We start from the raw sequence: 14,110 nt of genomic DNA, 5'->3' as shown, positions 1-14,110 counted from the left end.
GCGCCAAGCTAGCGCGCCACCGTTCCGCCGCCCAGCGCCTTGCGGATCATCTCGGCGAGCTGATTGCGGCGGTAGGGTTTCGTCAGCAGCAGCACGCCTTCATCGAGCTTGCCGTGATGGACGATGGCGTTGTCGGTGTAGCCGGAGGTGTAGAGCACTTTCAGGCCCGGCCGGCGCCTGGCGACCTCCTCGGCGAGGTCGCGGCCGCTCATGCCGCCGGGGATGACGACGTCGGTGAACAGCAGATCGAACCTCTGGCCGGCCTCGATCAATTCCAGCGCAGTTCTGCCGTCGGGCGCGGCCACCGTCTTGTAGCCGAGGCTCTGGAGCTGGGTGGTGACGAAGTTGCGCACCAAGGGGTCGTCCTCGACAACGAAGATGGTCTCGGCGCCGCCCTCGGCTTGCGGAGCGACGGGAGCGGCCGCGTCCGACATGCCTTCGCCCGGCGGCAGGTAGAGCTTGATCGTGGTGCCGTAGCCTTCCTCGCTGTAGATCTTGATGTGGCCGCCGGATTGCTTGACGAAGCCGTAGACCATGGAGAGGCCGAGCCCGCTGCCCTTGCCGACCTCCTTGGTGGTGAAAAAGGGCTCGAACGCCTTTTGCTGGACGTCGGAGGGCATGCCGGTGCCGGTGTCGCTGACCGCGAGCATGACATAGGGGCCGGGCGTCACGTCGGCATTGGCCTGCGCATAGGCTTCATCGAGCACGACGCGATGGGTCTCCAGCAGCAGCTTGCCGCCGTTCGGCATCGCGTCGCGCGCGTTGATCGCCATGTTGAGGACGGCATTGGTCAGCCGGGACGGATCGATATGCGTGGTCATCGGCCCCAGCTCCAGCGCGGTCTCGATCTGGATCTGCTCGCCGAGGGTGGGACGCAGGAGCTTCGCGATGTCCGATATCGCGGCGTTGATGTCGACGTTGCGCGGCTCGAGCGGCTGCCGGCGCGCGAACGCCAGCAGATGCTGGATCAGCTCGGCGCAGCGCTCGGCGGCATCGTCGATCAGCCGCGCCGTGCGCTGGAGCTCGGGCTGGCCCTTCAGGCTCTCCACCAGCGTCTCGGTGTTGCCGGAGATCACGGTCAGCATGTTGTTGAAGTCGTGTGCGACGCCGCCGGTCAGCTTGCCGATCGCATCCAGCTTCTGCGACTGGTAGAGCTGCCGTTCCGTCTCGCGCGAGGTCGTCGCGTCGTGATAGACCAGCACCGCCCCCGAGATGTTGCCGCGCCCGTCCCGCATCGGCCGGCCGCTGATCATGAGATGGCGGGGAGGATTGCCGCTGCGCGGGTGGACGATCATCTCCAGCTCTTCGAAGTGCTCGCCGCGCAGCACGCGCGTCGACGGCAGCTCGTCGTCCTCGAGAGTCGTGACGCCATCGCCGCGAAACACATCGGACAGCGCGCGCAGGTTGCTCACGTTCATGCCGACGCGATGCAGCAGCATACGCTCCGCGGCCGGATTGGAGAGCAGGACATTGCCCTCGTCGTCGATGACCAGCACCGCCTCCGCCATGCTGTGGAACGTGCTTTGCAGCACGTTGACCGACAGGCGCAGCTCGTCATGCGCGGTGACCAGATGCTCGGTGCGTTCAGCCACCGCCGCCGCGAGCGCCTCCTTGGCGGCCTGTGTTTGCTCGAGAGAGCTCTGGAGCTCACCCGTGGCGCGCCGGCTTTCGCGCATCACCAGCGCGACCAGGAGCAGGATCAGCACGGCACCGGCGACGTCGATACCGAGCAGCACGATGCCGGTGCGGCGCGAATCCTGGGATCGCTCGGCGAGCAGGCGCTCTTCCTCGGCGCTCAGATGGTCGAGATTGCGCATCACCGTGTCCATGAGGCCGCGGCCCTCGGCCTTGCCGTTGAGCGCGGCGATGCCGGCTTCGTCGTTCTCGGCGCGCAGGCGCATCGCGGTGGCGGCAATCTCGATCCGGCGCAGCGCCAGCGGCTCGGTGCCTTCCAGCAAAGCGACGTGATCGGGATTGTCGCGCACTTCGCGCTTGAGGTCGGCGAGGGCCGGCGCGATGCTGGCTTGCACCGCCTGGAATTCGTCGCTGAAGCCCGGGGTGCGATAGAGCTCGTAGCCGCGCGCGGCGCTCTCGGCACGGCGCAGCAGCACGCGCAGATCGGAGATCTTCTTCTGCACCTTAATCGTATGATTCACCCATACTGCGTCGGATCGCGACTTGACGTCGAGGGCGATCGAAGCCGTGGCGATGATCAGGAGGATGGCAAGTCCGGTACCGAGAATGACGCGCTGCGTTGGAATCAAGGGGCTTCTTTCTCGTCCTTCGGCTGTGCGCTCCCGGCCGCGCCGGCGAGGCATTCGCGGATCGTGGTCAGCAGCGCTTCCGGCGTGAACGGCTTGCGCAGGCAGCGCGTTGCGCCGAGCTCAAGTGCCATGCGGAGAAAGTCGGGTGATGGCGAGGAGGACGAGGCGAAGGCGTAGCCGGACATCGCGATCAGCGGAGTGGCCGGTGCGCGCTCGTGAAAGATGCGGATGGATTCGAAACCGCGCATGTGGGGCATGAAGATATCGACCAGCATCGCGTCGAAGGCCTGCGATTCCAGCGCAGCCAGTCCTGTTTCTCCGCCGTCGGTCAGCGTCACGTCGAAGCCCTTACGTTGCAGGAGGACTTCGATGGTCGCGCCGACCATCGGATCGTCGTCAACCACGAGAATACGCGGCATGACACTTCCCAAGTGATCGAAGCCTCCACTGCGATTGGTGATATCCGCGAATCGTGTGTCCGGTCAATTTAGGACTGAATCGCGAAGGATATGCACGGCGTGGTGCATAGAGGTCCATTTGCATCGACTTGTACGCATCTTCGCGCGGTGCGAGCATGCCGCAGCCGCGACAGGAGAGGCTACGCCAAGCGTGAAAAAGGGCGCCGCATCGCTGCGACGCCCTTGTTCCAGCTTTTCGGGGTCTGCTTACGGGCAGGGATGACGCCTACCGTCGTAACCGAGATAGGTGCCAGAGGCCGGGTCGTACGATTTGAAGCGCTGCGCGCAATAGGCAGCGGAGTCGCCGCCGCCATCCGCAACCACCGCGACCGACGGCTCGTCATAGTAGCTGCCGTAGTAGTAGGGATCATCGTAGTAGCCGTAGCCGTAGCCGCCGCCGTAATAGGCATACGAGCCGAGGCCGCCGATTGCCGCGCCTGCCGCAAAGCCCGGCCAGAATCCGCCGCGGCGATGATGATGATGCCCGTGGCGACCGCTCCAGTTGCTTCCGCCCTGCCAATTGCCTGCAGTTGCGACGGGACGCGTACCGCTGAAAGACGGCGAGGCAATAGGACGGCTCCCCATGCCGCCTACGAAGCTGCCGCCGCCGGGACGGACCCCGCTGCCTACGAAGCCGCCGCCACCCGGACGGACCGCGCCGCCTGCGAAACTACCACCGCCCGGACGAACGGCCGCGCCGGCCGCAAAGTTGCCGCCACCTCGTTGGAAGCCAGCACCGCCGCCGCCAATCTGGGCGCCACCGCCCATACCGCCGCCACCCATGCGCGCGCCGCCACCGCCGCCACCGAAGTGAGCACCGCCGCCGCCGCCACCGCCACCGACGTGCGCGCCACCGCCACCGCCTCCGCCTACTCCGGGACGCTGGGCAAAGCTCGGGCTCGCCAAGGGTAGAACCAATGCCACCGCCGCGGCGGCACCCAATACTTTCAGACTGTTCATGATGAAACTCCTTTCCCGGAAGCAAACCCTATGAATGGCTTGGAGTTCCTGGGATCACGCCGGTTTGCGCTTGAGCGGAGCCTCGCTCGTCGCTGCTGTACCCGGCATGAACGGATCGCGTCCGCTTTGCGGCAGGGGCTTGCTTGGTAGCCGGACCAGCGGAGGGCAGCGACGCACCCGCCGAACTGGACATTTCGCTGCCCGGATGGCATCAGGACCCGGACGAAGCAGGGCCCTTGCCGCATGAAACAATTCTTCCTCAAGTTCTTCACCTGGTGGAATGGCCAAACCTTTGGCACCCAGCTCTGGACCAAGCGGTACGGGGAACTGGTCGGCCAGGACGAGCAGGGCAATCTCTATTATCGCACGCGCGGCGGGGCGATCGATCCGACGCTCGGCTTCGAGCGGCGCTGGGTGGTCTATAACGGCTATGCCGAAGCGAGCCGGATCCCGCCATCCTGGCACGGCTGGATCCATCACACCGTTGATGTGCCGCCGACGCAGGACAACTACCAGCCGCGCGAGTGGGAAAAGCCGCACCAGCCGAATCTCACCGGCACGGCGAAGGCTTATCGGCCCTCCGGCTCGACGCTTGCCAGCGGCAAGCGTCCGAAGGCGACCGGCGACTACCAGCCCTGGACTCCCGGCTAGGCTTAATCTGCCCCCAAACCCCGTTCGTCCGAAGCGGATGCACATGCATCCGCGCCGCCCCGCTGTGGACAGCGGGAAGAGCGGGGATGCCGCCTGCGTGGACGTTGCGCTGATGCGGGCGATGCGGCTCAATGATCCCATCTTACGGAGATGGGAGACCATCGCGTTCGGTTCGGGCAACAGCTCGCGACTGTCCCGAAATGCAGCGGCCGCCGACCAGGACTCGATCGGGAGATAGGCCCCCGGTCTGGAAGCTCCGAAATCGCCCGATGTGAATGTGCAGCCGCCGTGAGACAGGAAAGGCCGCTTGGGAAACCGAGCGGCCTTTTTCTGTATGCGAAGCCTCGTGCCCCGGACGCGGCGCAGCTTCTTCGGCGGCTCAGCGATGCAGCGGAGCCTAATTCACCTTTTCAGCCGCGCGCTTGACCGCTTCCAGGCGTTGCGCCTGGTTCTGTGCGCCGCGTTCCTTCAGCAACGCCAGCACGTCCGCCGGTGCCGTCTCGGGCGAGCCCGAACTGAACGGCGGGGCCGGATTGTATTCCATCTGGAGCTGGATCGCTTCCGCCGTGGTGCGATCGACCATGATCGACACCAGCGTCAACGCGAAGTCGATGCCGGCGGTGACGCCGCCGCCGGTGATGCGGTTTCGATCGATGCAGACGCGCGTCTTCGTCGGTGTCGCGCCGAACTGGGCGAGCATGTCCATCGCGCTCCAATGGGTGGCGGCGCGGTAGCCCTTCAGAAGGCCGGCGGCGCCGAGTGCCAGCGATCCCGTGCAGACCGAGGTGACGTATCTGGCGCCTGCGGCCTGCCGCCGCAGGAAATCCAGCACCTCCTCGTCGTTGAGCAGGTCGTTGGTGCCGTGGCCGCCGGGCACGCAGATCACGTCGAGCTGAGGGCAATCCGCAAAGGTCGTGGTCGGCGTCAGCGTCAGGACAGAATCGCTCGGCACCGGTTCGATCCGCTTCCAGATCAGATGCAGTTTCGCGCCGGGAACCATGGCGAAGACCTGCAGGGGGCCCGTGAAGTCGAGCTGGGTGACGCGCGGAAACACCAGGATTCCGATCTGGAGCGGTGACGACATCGGGAGATCTCCAATTGCGAGCTTGACGCCGGCAGGATGGCATGGTGCTTTCCTGTCCGAAATGGCATAATTCCCTCACTTTCGGACACAGCCTCTCTTTCGGACACAGCGCATGATCGGCATCCTGATCTTTCCTGATTTCCAGCTGCTCGATGCCGCAGGCCCGATCTCGGCGTTCGAGGTCGCAGCGCGCTGCACCGGCAAAGCGCCCGGCATTCGCGTGCTGGCGGCGAAGCCGGGACTGGTGCGGAGCTCATCGGGCGTCGAGATGATGGCGCGCGATCTCAAGGCGGCGAACGCCATCACGACGCTGGTCGTGGCCGGCGGCATGGGCGTTGCCGACGCCGCGCGCTGCGAGATCACGCGCGCCTTCGTGCAGCGCTTGGCGCGGCGCGGCGTGCGCGTCGCCAGCGTCTGCTCTGGCGCCTATGTGCTGGCCGAGGCCGGACTGCTCGATGGCCGCCGCGCCACCACCCATTGGGGCCGCACCCGCGATTTCGTCGCGCGCTATCCGAAGGTGAAGTTCGAGCCGGACCATATTTTCACCCGCGACGGCAATGTGTGGACGTCGGCGGGCATCACGGCCGGCATCGATCTCGCGCTGGCGATGGTCACCGAGGATCATGGCGAGGAGATCGCGCAAGAGACTGCGCGCCAGCTCGTGCTCTATCACCGCCGCAGCGGCGGGCAGTCGCAGTTCTCATCGCTGCTGGAGTTGAAGGCGCCGAACGGACGCTTCGGCGCGCTGTTGTCCTGGGCGCGCGAAAACCTCGACGCGCCGCTGACGGTGGAGGACCTCGCCGATCGTGCCGGCATGAGCGCGCGGCACTTTGCCCGCGCCTTTGCGGCCGAGACCGGCACCACGCCATCCAAGGCCATCGAGCGGTTGCGGCTCGAAGTCGCGCGCGAACGCGTGCAGTCCTCGCGCGAGGCGATCGAGCTCGTGGCGGAAACGACCGGATTCCGCGACCCCGAGCGAATGCGGCGCGCCTTCATCCGCGCCTTCGGTCAGCCGCCACAGGCGCTGCGGCGTGCGGCGCGGACGGGTTAGGCGTGTGCTCTTGAACTCGGTGCGCCCTGCGGAACGGCGACGTCCGCGTTCAAGAGCGGAGATTGACGATGCCTATCAATCCGGCTTTTCGCTCACGATCACGCCGGTCTTGGGGTCGGCATGGAATTCCATCTTCTGTCCGTTCTTGACGCCTTCGCCCTCCCACTGGCCATCGTCGGCTTCGAGCTTCGTCACCTGCGAATAGCCTGATTCCATGACCTTGGCCTTCACCTGCTCCATCGGCATCCAGTCAGGTCCAGGCTGATCTGCTCTTGCTGCTGAGGCCAAGGCGAGCGAACCGAGAACCAGAATTGTGGCAAACTTCATCGCGAACCTCCTGATCGTGAGAAGCTTCAACGGGATCGCGGAACTGATGTTCCTCGTCTGCGGCGGTGCAAATGAGTGAACAGCCGGCTCGGGGCGGCAATTCCCGAACTGATGAGGAATGCTATGTGGTGCCATTTGCCGGCGCCTCGCCAGATGCATCTGCGCGCGCGGTCAGGCGCCTTGCGATCGGCATCAGCATGTACGGCGCAAGATGAATGGGAAACTGCGTCAGCGCAAAATACAGCCAGGTCGTTGCCGGCAGCGCGCCCGCGGTCGCCGCCAGCATCAGGCCGAGATTGCGCTGTGACACCATCAGGCCGATCGCGAAGGCGCGCTCGGTGCCGACGCGGCGGAAGATCAGCGTCGTGACCGCGAGCAGGGTGAAATAGACCGTAAAGGCCAGCAGCGCGACGGCGATCGTGAACAGGGGGGCGGCGACCAGGTCGCTGGCGACGTCGCCCATCACCGCCGAGGCGAACACCAGGAGGATGATGATGTTGAGCCCGTCGATCGGCTGCTTGTGGCGCTGGATCGCCTCGCTGCCGAACAGGCGGCGGATGATGGTCGCTGCCAGCAGCGATGCCGCGAGGATGCCGAGCAGCTTGAGGCCGAGCGTCAGCGGCGAGATGCTGAGCATGCCGCCGAGAAAGAGGCTTGCGAACAACGAGGCGGTGAAGGGAACGAGCGCAGTCGAGGTCACCAGCGTGACCAGCACGAGGGTGGCGTCCAGCCCCATCAGCGCGGCAAGGGCCGGTGCGGCCATCATCGGCGAGGCCACGCCCTGGAGCATCAGCGCGAGCGCCAGGCCGGGCGAATTATTGGTGAGCCCGGTCGCATGGGAGATCAATCCGAAGACCAGCGGCACGGCGATCGTGGTCCAGGCCGTGGCGGCTGCGACCAGCGCAGGCCTGCGCAGATGTCCGTACAGCGCCACGAGATCGACGCGCATGAAGGAGATGCAGAGCAGGAGGAAAATCGCCTCGGTGACGTAGGGCCGCAGCACTGCACCGAGCGGCGGCACCGCGACCGCGATGAAGGCGATGGCCGCCACCGCGCGGGTGCCCTGGCCGCCGAGCCATGTCAGAGCGCGGAGGGGGAGAGCGAAGATCGTATGAAGAACGGAAGGCATGCGGGACGGCGGCGTCAGCCCAATCCCTTCAGCCACGCACCGATCTCGCCGACGGCGACATTGGCCTCTCGCAACAATTTCCCCATGGTGAAGAAGCCATGGAATTGGCCCGGATAGTGCTTGTAAGTCACGGGTACGCCGGCCTGCTTGAGGCGCGCGGCATATTCGTCGCCTTCGTCGCGCAAGGGATCTGCGCCGGCGGTCAGCACGTAGGCCGGCGGGAGTCCAATGAGGCTCGCAGCGCGCGCGGGCGAGGCGCGCCAGTCGTGGATGTCGGCAGCGCCGTTGAGATAGTGATCGCGGAACCAGCGGATCACCGAATGCGTCAGCAGCACACTGGTCTCAGGCTCGATGTGGGAGCCGTGCGTCATGGCGAAATCGGTCGCCGGATAGATCAACGCCTGGCCCGCGATGGCCGGACCGCCGGCGTCACGCGCGGCGAGCGCCACGACCGCGGCGAGATTGCCGCCGGCGCTGTCGCCGCCGATCGCAAGGCGCGCGGCGTCGATGCCGAGTTCGCGCGCGTTCGCGGCGACCCATTTGGTCGCGGCGATGGCGTCTTCGGCCGCGGCGGGAAACTTGTGCTCGGGGGCGAGACGGTAGTCGACCGAGATCACGATCAGTGCGCCTGAAACGGCAAGCTGGCGGCAGACGACGTCGTGGGAGTCGAGATCGCCGATCACCCAGCCGCCGCCATGGAAGAACACCAGCGCCGGCGACAGGCCGTCGTGCCGGCGCAGTTCGTTCGGAACGTAGATGCGGGCTGGAATCGCGCCGTGCGGCGCCGGGATGGCCAGCGGCGCGATGCGGGCGAGCTCCGGCGGTTCGGGGTTGGTGGCAAAGCGCGCCTGCGAGTAATAGGCGCGCGCTTCGTCCGCGGTCAGCGTCTCGTAGGCGGGGCGACCGGCCTCCTGGAAGGCCTTGTAGACGGCGGCGGCATCGGGATCGAGCACAACGGGCATGAAGGGGGACCTAGGGGACCTGGGGGTTTCCGGCTGGTGTCATTTTTTGGGGGGCGGCGCCTGACTTCGCCCCGGGGAGGGGCCTTTGACTATCCCATCCAGGCGCCGGTCTGGCCAGAGCGCGCCAGGAAGGGCAGGGATGCCGCCCTTCCCCCGCCGTATTCGGCGTGTTAACCGGATGGCCTGCGAGCGGCGGTATCCCCTGTAGAATGTCCAACAAGCCCGATTCGCTGTTGAAGCCGCGCGAGATGTTTCGAACCATTACCCTGACAGGTCTTGCGGCGCTTTTGGCCGCCACCGGACTGACGGTTGCGACGCCGGCTCAGGCGCAGATCGGCACGATCTTTTCGGATCCGCCGCCGCTGCGACCGCCCGGCAGCATTCCGCGCGGTCAGCCGCAGCCGCAGCAGATTCCCGACGACGACGAAGAGGTGCCGGAGCTGCCGCCGCAGGGCCGCGTGCTGCCGTCGCGTCCGATGCTGCCGCCTCCCGGTCGGCAGGGCAACGTGATGCCGGGCCCGGTCGAGACCCAGCCCCTGGCGCCGCCGCCGGGTTCGACCGTCGCGCCGCCGAACCAGCCACCGTCCGCCGCGATCTCGCCGCCCGGTCCGCAGGGCGCCCCGGGTGCACCCGGTCAGCGCCAGCCCCAGCAGAAGGGCGCCCCGGGAGCGGTTCCGCAGACGCCGGCGAGCCTCCAGCCGGGCGACGAGGTCGTGACCGAGCCGCCTGCCCAGAAGATCGTGAACAAGAAGGCCACCTTCTCGGGCCTCGACAAGATCACCGGGCGCATCATCAATTTCGACGAGGAGATCGGCGAGACCGTCCAGTTCGGCGCGCTCCGCGTCAAGACGGACGCCTGCTACACGCGGCCGGCGACGGAGGCCGCCAACACCGATGCCTTCGTCGAGGTCGACGAGATCACCTTGCAGGGCGAGGTGAAACGCATCTTCTCGGGCTGGATGTATGCCGCGAGCCCCGGCCTGCACGGCGTGGAGCATCCGATCTACGACATCTGGCTCACCGACTGCAAAGAGCCGCAGCAGACGATCGCGACCGCGGCGCCAGATCCGTCGAGCAAGCCCGCACCTCCGCCGGCCGCGCAGAAGAAGGCCGCGCCCAAGCAGGCCGTGCAGCAGCGTCCGCCGCAGCCTCTGCCGCCGATCCAGCAGCAGCAACCGGCACCGCCGCCGCCTCCGCCGCCGGAGCAGCGGCCAGGCCTGTTCGGTATCCCCGGGCTCGGCCGCTAAAGCATGATCCGGAAAAGTGCGCAGCGGTTTTCCGAAACGATCATGCTTCAACGACAACCTGAAGCGCGGACGATTCATCCTGACCGCATCGGGATTTAAGTGCGGCTATTGATCATTGCCGTGAGGCGATGATCTCGAGCGCGCGTGCGCCCGGGATGGCTTCGCCGGCCGAGAGCCTCAGGAAATCGCCGGGGTCACCTGCAAGCGCCTTGTCGAGCAGTGCCGTGTAGCGTCGCCGCGAAATCTCGACCGCGCCAAAGCTCTTGAGATGATCGGTGACATATTGAGTGTCGAGCAGCTCGAAGCCGCCATGAATGAGCCGCGCGACCAAATGCACCAGCGCAACCTTCGAGGCATCGCGCGCGGTGTGGAACATGCTCTCGCCGAAGAACGCCCGCCCGAGGCTGACGCCGTAGAGCCCGCCGACGAGGTCGTCCCCCTGCCAGGCTTCGACGCTGTGACAATGGCCGAGGTCGAAGAGGCCGCCATAGAGGTCGCGGATGCGCTTGTTGATCCAGGTGTCCTCGCGCCCGGCCTGCGGCGCGGCGCAGCCGGCGATGGTCGCCTTGAACGCGGTGTTGACGGTCACGCGGAACTGATCCGAACGCACGGTGCGCGCGAGCCGCGAGGCGACGCGAAATCCGTCGAGCGGGATGACGCCGCGCAGCTCCGGCTCGACCCAGAACAGGGTCGGATCGTCGGCACTTTCCGCCATCGGGAAGATGCCGCAGGCATAAGCGCGCAGCAGCACGGCCGGCGTGATTTCAGACGGGGCGGAGTCGCGCGAAGTCATGGCCCAGATCATAGCAGGATCGTCTTGCGCTTGCGATGGGGGCAGCGGGGCGCGAGGTCAGCTTGCGGCGGCGGTGCTGGTCTTGCCGGGGAGAGCGGGCAGGCGGCCGAACTTCAGGACGATCCGGGTTCCGGAATGCGCGGGATCGCGCTCGACCGAAGCGTCGAGCTTCGAGGCCATGGCCGCGACGATGCGCTGGCCCATGCCGGTGGAGCGCGGATCGGCCTTGACGTTGTCGCCGACGCCATCGTCGGTGATCGAGAGCAGGAGATCTTCGCCCTGCGAGACCAGCTCGACATGGATCGGGCCGGCGCCGTCGGGATAGGCGTATTTCACCGCGTTCATCACCAGCTCGTTGACGATGATGCCGACGGCGACCGCGCGGTCGGGATCGATCTCGATCGGCTCGGCCTTCAGCGTCAGGCGCGACATCCGGTTGCCTTCGGCGGAGCGGCGGAGATCCTCGAGCAGCGAATCCAGGTACTGGTTCAGGACCACGCTCTTGAGGTCCTGCGAGGTATAGAGCCGGCGGTGCACCTGAGCGACCGCGGCGACACGGCCCATCGCATTGGTCAGTGCCACCTTGACCTCGTCCTGCGCGGCGGAGCTCGCCTGGAGGTGCAGCAGCGAGGCGATGATCTGGAGCGAGTTGCCGACGCGGTGGTTGACCTCGCGCAGCAAGAGCTCGCGTTCGGCAGCAAGCGCCGCGTAGCGGTCGCGCGAGGCGTGGATCTCGGCTTCGGCTTCCTCGCGTGCCCTCTGCAACTCGGCCTGGCGCAGCGCGCCTTCGGCAGCGACGTGGAGGAGCGGGATGAAGTCGCCCTGGACGTCCTTCACCAGATAGTCGGCCGCGCCCGCCTTCAGCGCGGTCACCGCGATGCTGGAATCCTGCGATGCAGTGACGAATACGACCGGCGGCGCGTCCGGGATGGCCATGATCTGCTCGAGCGTCTCCAGCCCGTCGAGACCCGGCATGTACTGGTCGAGCGCGACGACGTCGATGCCGCCGCTCGTCTGCGCGCTGCGGATGCGCTCCAGGCCTTCCTCGCCGCTCGCGGCGTGAACGACCCTGTAGCCGCGCCGCGTCAGGCCGCGGTCGACCAGGCGCGCCAGCGCGGCGTCGTCGTCGATATAGAGCAGTGTCGGCGTGTGCTGGTTCATGAGGCGGCGGGCGGGACCTGGATGACCGAGAAGAACAAGCCGAGCTGCCGGATGGCATTGGCGAAATTCTCGTAGTTGACGGGCTTGGTGATGTAGACGTTGCAGCCCAGCTCGTAGCAGCGCTTGATTTCCTGGGAGTCGTCGGTGGTGGTCAGCACCACCACGGGCGAGGCCTTCAGATATTTGTTCTCCTTGATCTGCTTCAGAATGTCGATCCCGGTCATGTCGGGGAGGTTGAGATCGAGCAGGATCAGGAGCGCATTGCCCTTCTGAACCAGCCCGGAGCGGTCGGCTCCGAACAGGTGCATCATCGCGTCCGTGCCGTTCTGGAAGGAGACGATCTCGTTGTTGACGCCGGAGCGGCGGATATTGCGCTCGATCAGGCGGGCGTGGCCCTCGTCGTCCTCGATCATGATGATGGTGACAGGCTGGGTCATCGATCTGTGTTCCGGTTGCTCACATTCCAGGCGATCGGCAGCGTGATCGTGAAGGTGCTGCCCGCGTTCAGTTCCGATGATACCGACATGGTGCCGCCGAGGCGACGCACAAGTGCACGTACATGCGCAAGGCCAATGCCCTGGCCGGGCTTGTCCTGGGTTCCCGCGCGGCGGAACAGGTCGAATATCCGCTGGTGGTCCTTCGGATCGATCCCGCGGCCGTTGTCGCTGATCTCGAAGATAGCGTAGCCGAGCTTGGTGCGCCCGCGGATTCTGATCTCGCCGGGTATGCCGGGCTTGAGATATTTGACCGCATTGTCGATCAGGTTCGAGAAGATCTGCTCGAGGGCCAGACGGTCGCTCACGAGGTTTGGCAGGGGCTCGAGGTGGATCTCGGCCTGCGCCTCGGCCGCCTGGTGCGCCAGCGTCGAGACGATGGCCTCGATCAGCTCGCGCGTGTCGATCTTCACCGGCTGGAATTCGCGCCGGCCCTCGCGGGTGAGATTGAGGATGGCCGAGATCAGCCGGTCCATCTTGGCGATCGACGTCTTGATGAAGCCGAGCGCTTCGGAAAAATCCTCCGAAAGCTGCTTGTCGGCGCCGTCCAGCGTGGTCTCGCCCGGCGCGGCGGGGGCCAGTGGCGGCCCGCCCGCGGGGACCTGGGCGAGGCTGCCGATCCGCCGGAAAATGTCGCCGCCGAGCTCCTCGAGCTCGCTGGTGAAGCCCATGATGTTGACGAGCGGCGAGCGCAGATCGTGGCTGACGATATAGGCAAAGCGCTGGATCTCGTCATTGGCTTCGCGCAAATCGGCCGTGCGTTCGTCGACGACAGCCTCCAGATTGACGTTGGCATCGCGCAGGCGCCTTTCGGCCTCGTCGCGGGCGCGGATCGAGCGCCGCACCAGCCAGATCGAAATCAGCGCGAGCAGCACGACCAGACCGGAGCCGACGCCCGTCATCGATGCCGCCAGGGTTTGGCTGCGATCCGCGTTGGTCGAGCGCAGACGAAACAGCCGTTCCTCTTCCTGGAGCATGGCCGTCGCAACTTGGGCGATGGCGGCCGTGGTGTCGGTGGAGGCGGCTTCGCGCACCACATCTGCGGCCTTGTCCGGCTGGCCCTGGCCGATGAATTCCATTTCCTGCGTAAACTGGCCAAGCCGGGTCTCGATCGCGGTGCTCAGCTTTTCGATGTTTTGGCGTTGCGCCGGATTGTCGCCGGTCAGTCGAGTGAGCTTATCGAGCGCGGGGACGATCGCCGCCACGGCCTTGTCATGGTCGGCCTTGAAGTTCGTGCCCTGGGTCAGGAGGAAACCCCGAGCTGAACTTTCGGCCCGCCGGATTTCCAGCAGCAGGGCGTTGATCCGGTTCTGGGCCTCGATGGTGTGGACGACCCATTTGTTGTCGTCTCTGGCCTTGTTGACGAGATAGACGGAGCCGGCGCTGATCGCGGTCAGCACCAAAAGGCCCGCCGCGAACAGCAGGACCAGCCAAAACGCGCGCCGCCGGAGGGCTTCAGCCGTCACGACGGTTCACCTGCTTTATGTTCAGTGAAGTTCAAAACGCCCCCTTGGAACTGGCCCCGACCG

At 66.3% G+C, this 14,110-nt stretch carries 14 protein-coding genes; 3 read left to right on the top strand and 11 right to left on the bottom strand.

Going from position 1 to position 14,110, the window contains the following annotated elements; genetic code table 11:
- Positions 1-8: 8 nt before the first annotated feature.
- From ACYCVF_RS12975 to ACYCVF_RS12965, 3 genes are all read right to left on the bottom strand, one after another.
- Positions 9-2,264: a CHASE3 domain-containing protein gene (locus tag ACYCVF_RS12975; protein ID WP_459595894.1), complete on the bottom strand. Its 2,256-nt coding sequence runs from the start codon at positions 2,262-2,264 to the stop codon at positions 9-11.
- Positions 2,261-2,683 carry a response regulator gene (locus ACYCVF_RS12970; protein WP_459595893.1) on the bottom strand — a complete coding sequence of 141 codons (423 nt, stop codon included), beginning with the start codon at positions 2,681-2,683 and terminating at the stop codon, positions 2,261-2,263. Before ACYCVF_RS12970 ends, ACYCVF_RS12975 begins: the two co-directional genes overlap by 4 nt.
- Positions 2,684-2,929: 246 nt before the next feature.
- The gene (locus ACYCVF_RS12965; RefSeq protein ID WP_459595892.1) at positions 2,930-3,682 is read right to left on the bottom strand and encodes a BA14K family protein; all 753 of its coding nucleotides are present in this window, start codon (positions 3,680-3,682) and stop codon (positions 2,930-2,932) included.
- Between the two features lie 243 nt (positions 3,683-3,925).
- Here ACYCVF_RS12965 and ACYCVF_RS12960 point away from each other — a divergent pair, with 243 nt between their 5' ends.
- Entirely contained in the window at positions 3,926-4,333 is a 408-nt protein-coding gene (locus ACYCVF_RS12960; RefSeq protein WP_459595891.1) for an NADH:ubiquinone oxidoreductase subunit NDUFA12, read from the top strand.
- A gap of 397 nt (positions 4,334-4,730) precedes the next feature.
- Here ACYCVF_RS12960 and ACYCVF_RS12955 read toward each other — a convergent pair whose 3' ends face one another.
- Entirely contained in the window at positions 4,731-5,417 is a 687-nt protein-coding gene (locus ACYCVF_RS12955; protein WP_459595890.1) for a DJ-1/PfpI family protein, read from the bottom strand.
- 112 nt (positions 5,418-5,529) lie between these two features.
- Between ACYCVF_RS12955 and ACYCVF_RS12950 the strand changes: the two genes are divergently transcribed.
- Complete coding sequence (locus ACYCVF_RS12950; RefSeq protein WP_459595889.1) at positions 5,530-6,468, top strand: GlxA family transcriptional regulator; 939 nt, start codon at positions 5,530-5,532, stop codon at positions 6,466-6,468.
- 75 nt (positions 6,469-6,543) lie between these two features.
- On the opposite strand, the gene ACYCVF_RS12945 is transcribed toward ACYCVF_RS12950, so the two are convergent.
- The 3 genes from ACYCVF_RS12945 to ACYCVF_RS12935 form a co-directional block, all read right to left on the bottom strand.
- Positions 6,544-6,795, bottom strand: coding sequence for a PepSY domain-containing protein (locus ACYCVF_RS12945; RefSeq protein WP_459595888.1), 252 nt, complete (start codon positions 6,793-6,795; stop codon positions 6,544-6,546).
- Between the two features lie 121 nt (positions 6,796-6,916).
- Positions 6,917-7,924 carry a Na+-dependent transporter gene (locus ACYCVF_RS12940; protein WP_459596464.1) on the bottom strand — a complete coding sequence of 336 codons (1,008 nt, stop codon included), beginning with the start codon at positions 7,922-7,924 and terminating at the stop codon, positions 6,917-6,919.
- Between the two features lie 14 nt (positions 7,925-7,938).
- Entirely contained in the window at positions 7,939-8,886 is a 948-nt protein-coding gene (locus ACYCVF_RS12935; RefSeq protein ID WP_459595887.1) for an alpha/beta hydrolase, read from the bottom strand.
- A 209-nt stretch (positions 8,887-9,095) separates the two neighbouring features.
- Between ACYCVF_RS12935 and ACYCVF_RS12930 the strand changes: the two genes are divergently transcribed.
- A complete protein-coding gene (locus tag ACYCVF_RS12930; protein WP_459595886.1) occupies positions 9,096-10,133 on the top strand; it encodes a DUF2155 domain-containing protein in 1,038 nt (345 codons plus the stop codon).
- Positions 10,134-10,245: 112 nt separating this feature from the next.
- On the opposite strand, the gene aat is transcribed toward ACYCVF_RS12930, so the two are convergent.
- The 4 genes from aat to ACYCVF_RS12910 are packed head-to-tail and all read right to left on the bottom strand — an operon-like array spanning position 10,246 to position 14,047.
- Positions 10,246-10,926, bottom strand: coding sequence for a leucyl/phenylalanyl-tRNA--protein transferase (gene aat / locus ACYCVF_RS12925; protein ID WP_459595885.1), 681 nt, complete (start codon positions 10,924-10,926; stop codon positions 10,246-10,248).
- A 57-nt stretch (positions 10,927-10,983) separates the two neighbouring features.
- Positions 10,984-12,087 carry a sensor histidine kinase gene (locus ACYCVF_RS12920; protein WP_459595884.1) on the bottom strand — a complete coding sequence of 368 codons (1,104 nt, stop codon included), beginning with the start codon at positions 12,085-12,087 and terminating at the stop codon, positions 10,984-10,986.
- Positions 12,084-12,524: a response regulator gene (locus ACYCVF_RS12915; protein ID WP_459595883.1), complete on the bottom strand. Its 441-nt coding sequence runs from the start codon at positions 12,522-12,524 to the stop codon at positions 12,084-12,086. The genes ACYCVF_RS12920 and ACYCVF_RS12915 overlap by 4 nt, the downstream gene beginning before the upstream one ends.
- On the bottom strand, positions 12,521-14,047 hold the full coding sequence (locus ACYCVF_RS12910) for a sensor histidine kinase (RefSeq protein WP_459606418.1): 1,527 nt from the start codon (positions 14,045-14,047) through the stop codon (positions 12,521-12,523). Before ACYCVF_RS12910 ends, ACYCVF_RS12915 begins: the two co-directional genes overlap by 4 nt.
- Positions 14,048-14,110 lie beyond the last annotated feature (63 nt).

This window comes from Bradyrhizobium cedriense, from assembly GCF_054602315.1.
The sequence above is the reverse complement of the archived record's forward strand: the minus strand, read 5'-3'. Positions and strand labels throughout refer to the sequence as shown.

Bases quoted from the DNA above. Each gene is read 5' to 3' on its own strand.
- ACYCVF_RS12970 (WP_459595893.1), bottom strand. From the start codon at position 2,683: ATGCCGCGTATTCTCGTGGTTGACGACGATCCGATGGTCGGCGCGACC.
- ACYCVF_RS12965 (WP_459595892.1), bottom strand. From the start codon at position 3,682: ATGAACAGTCTGAAAGTATTGGGTGCCGCCGCGGCGGTGGCATTGGTT.
- ACYCVF_RS12960 (WP_459595891.1), top strand. From the start codon at position 3,926: ATGAAACAATTCTTCCTCAAGTTCTTCACCTGGTGGAATGGCCAAACC.
- ACYCVF_RS12955 (WP_459595890.1), bottom strand. From the start codon at position 5,417: ATGTCGTCACCGCTCCAGATCGGAATCCTGGTGTTTCCGCGCGTCACC.
- ACYCVF_RS12950 (WP_459595889.1), top strand. From the start codon at position 5,530: ATGATCGGCATCCTGATCTTTCCTGATTTCCAGCTGCTCGATGCCGCA.
- ACYCVF_RS12945 (WP_459595888.1), bottom strand. From the start codon at position 6,795: ATGAAGTTTGCCACAATTCTGGTTCTCGGTTCGCTCGCCTTGGCCTCA.
- ACYCVF_RS12940 (WP_459596464.1), bottom strand. From the start codon at position 7,924: ATGCCTTCCGTTCTTCATACGATCTTCGCTCTCCCCCTCCGCGCTCTG.
- ACYCVF_RS12935 (WP_459595887.1), bottom strand. From the start codon at position 8,886: ATGCCCGTTGTGCTCGATCCCGATGCCGCCGCCGTCTACAAGGCCTTC.
- ACYCVF_RS12930 (WP_459595886.1), top strand. From the start codon at position 9,096: ATGTCCAACAAGCCCGATTCGCTGTTGAAGCCGCGCGAGATGTTTCGA.
- aat (WP_459595885.1), bottom strand. From the start codon at position 10,926: ATGACTTCGCGCGACTCCGCCCCGTCTGAAATCACGCCGGCCGTGCTG.
- ACYCVF_RS12920 (WP_459595884.1), bottom strand. From the start codon at position 12,087: ATGAACCAGCACACGCCGACACTGCTCTATATCGACGACGACGCCGCG.
- ACYCVF_RS12915 (WP_459595883.1), bottom strand. From the start codon at position 12,524: ATGACCCAGCCTGTCACCATCATCATGATCGAGGACGACGAGGGCCAC.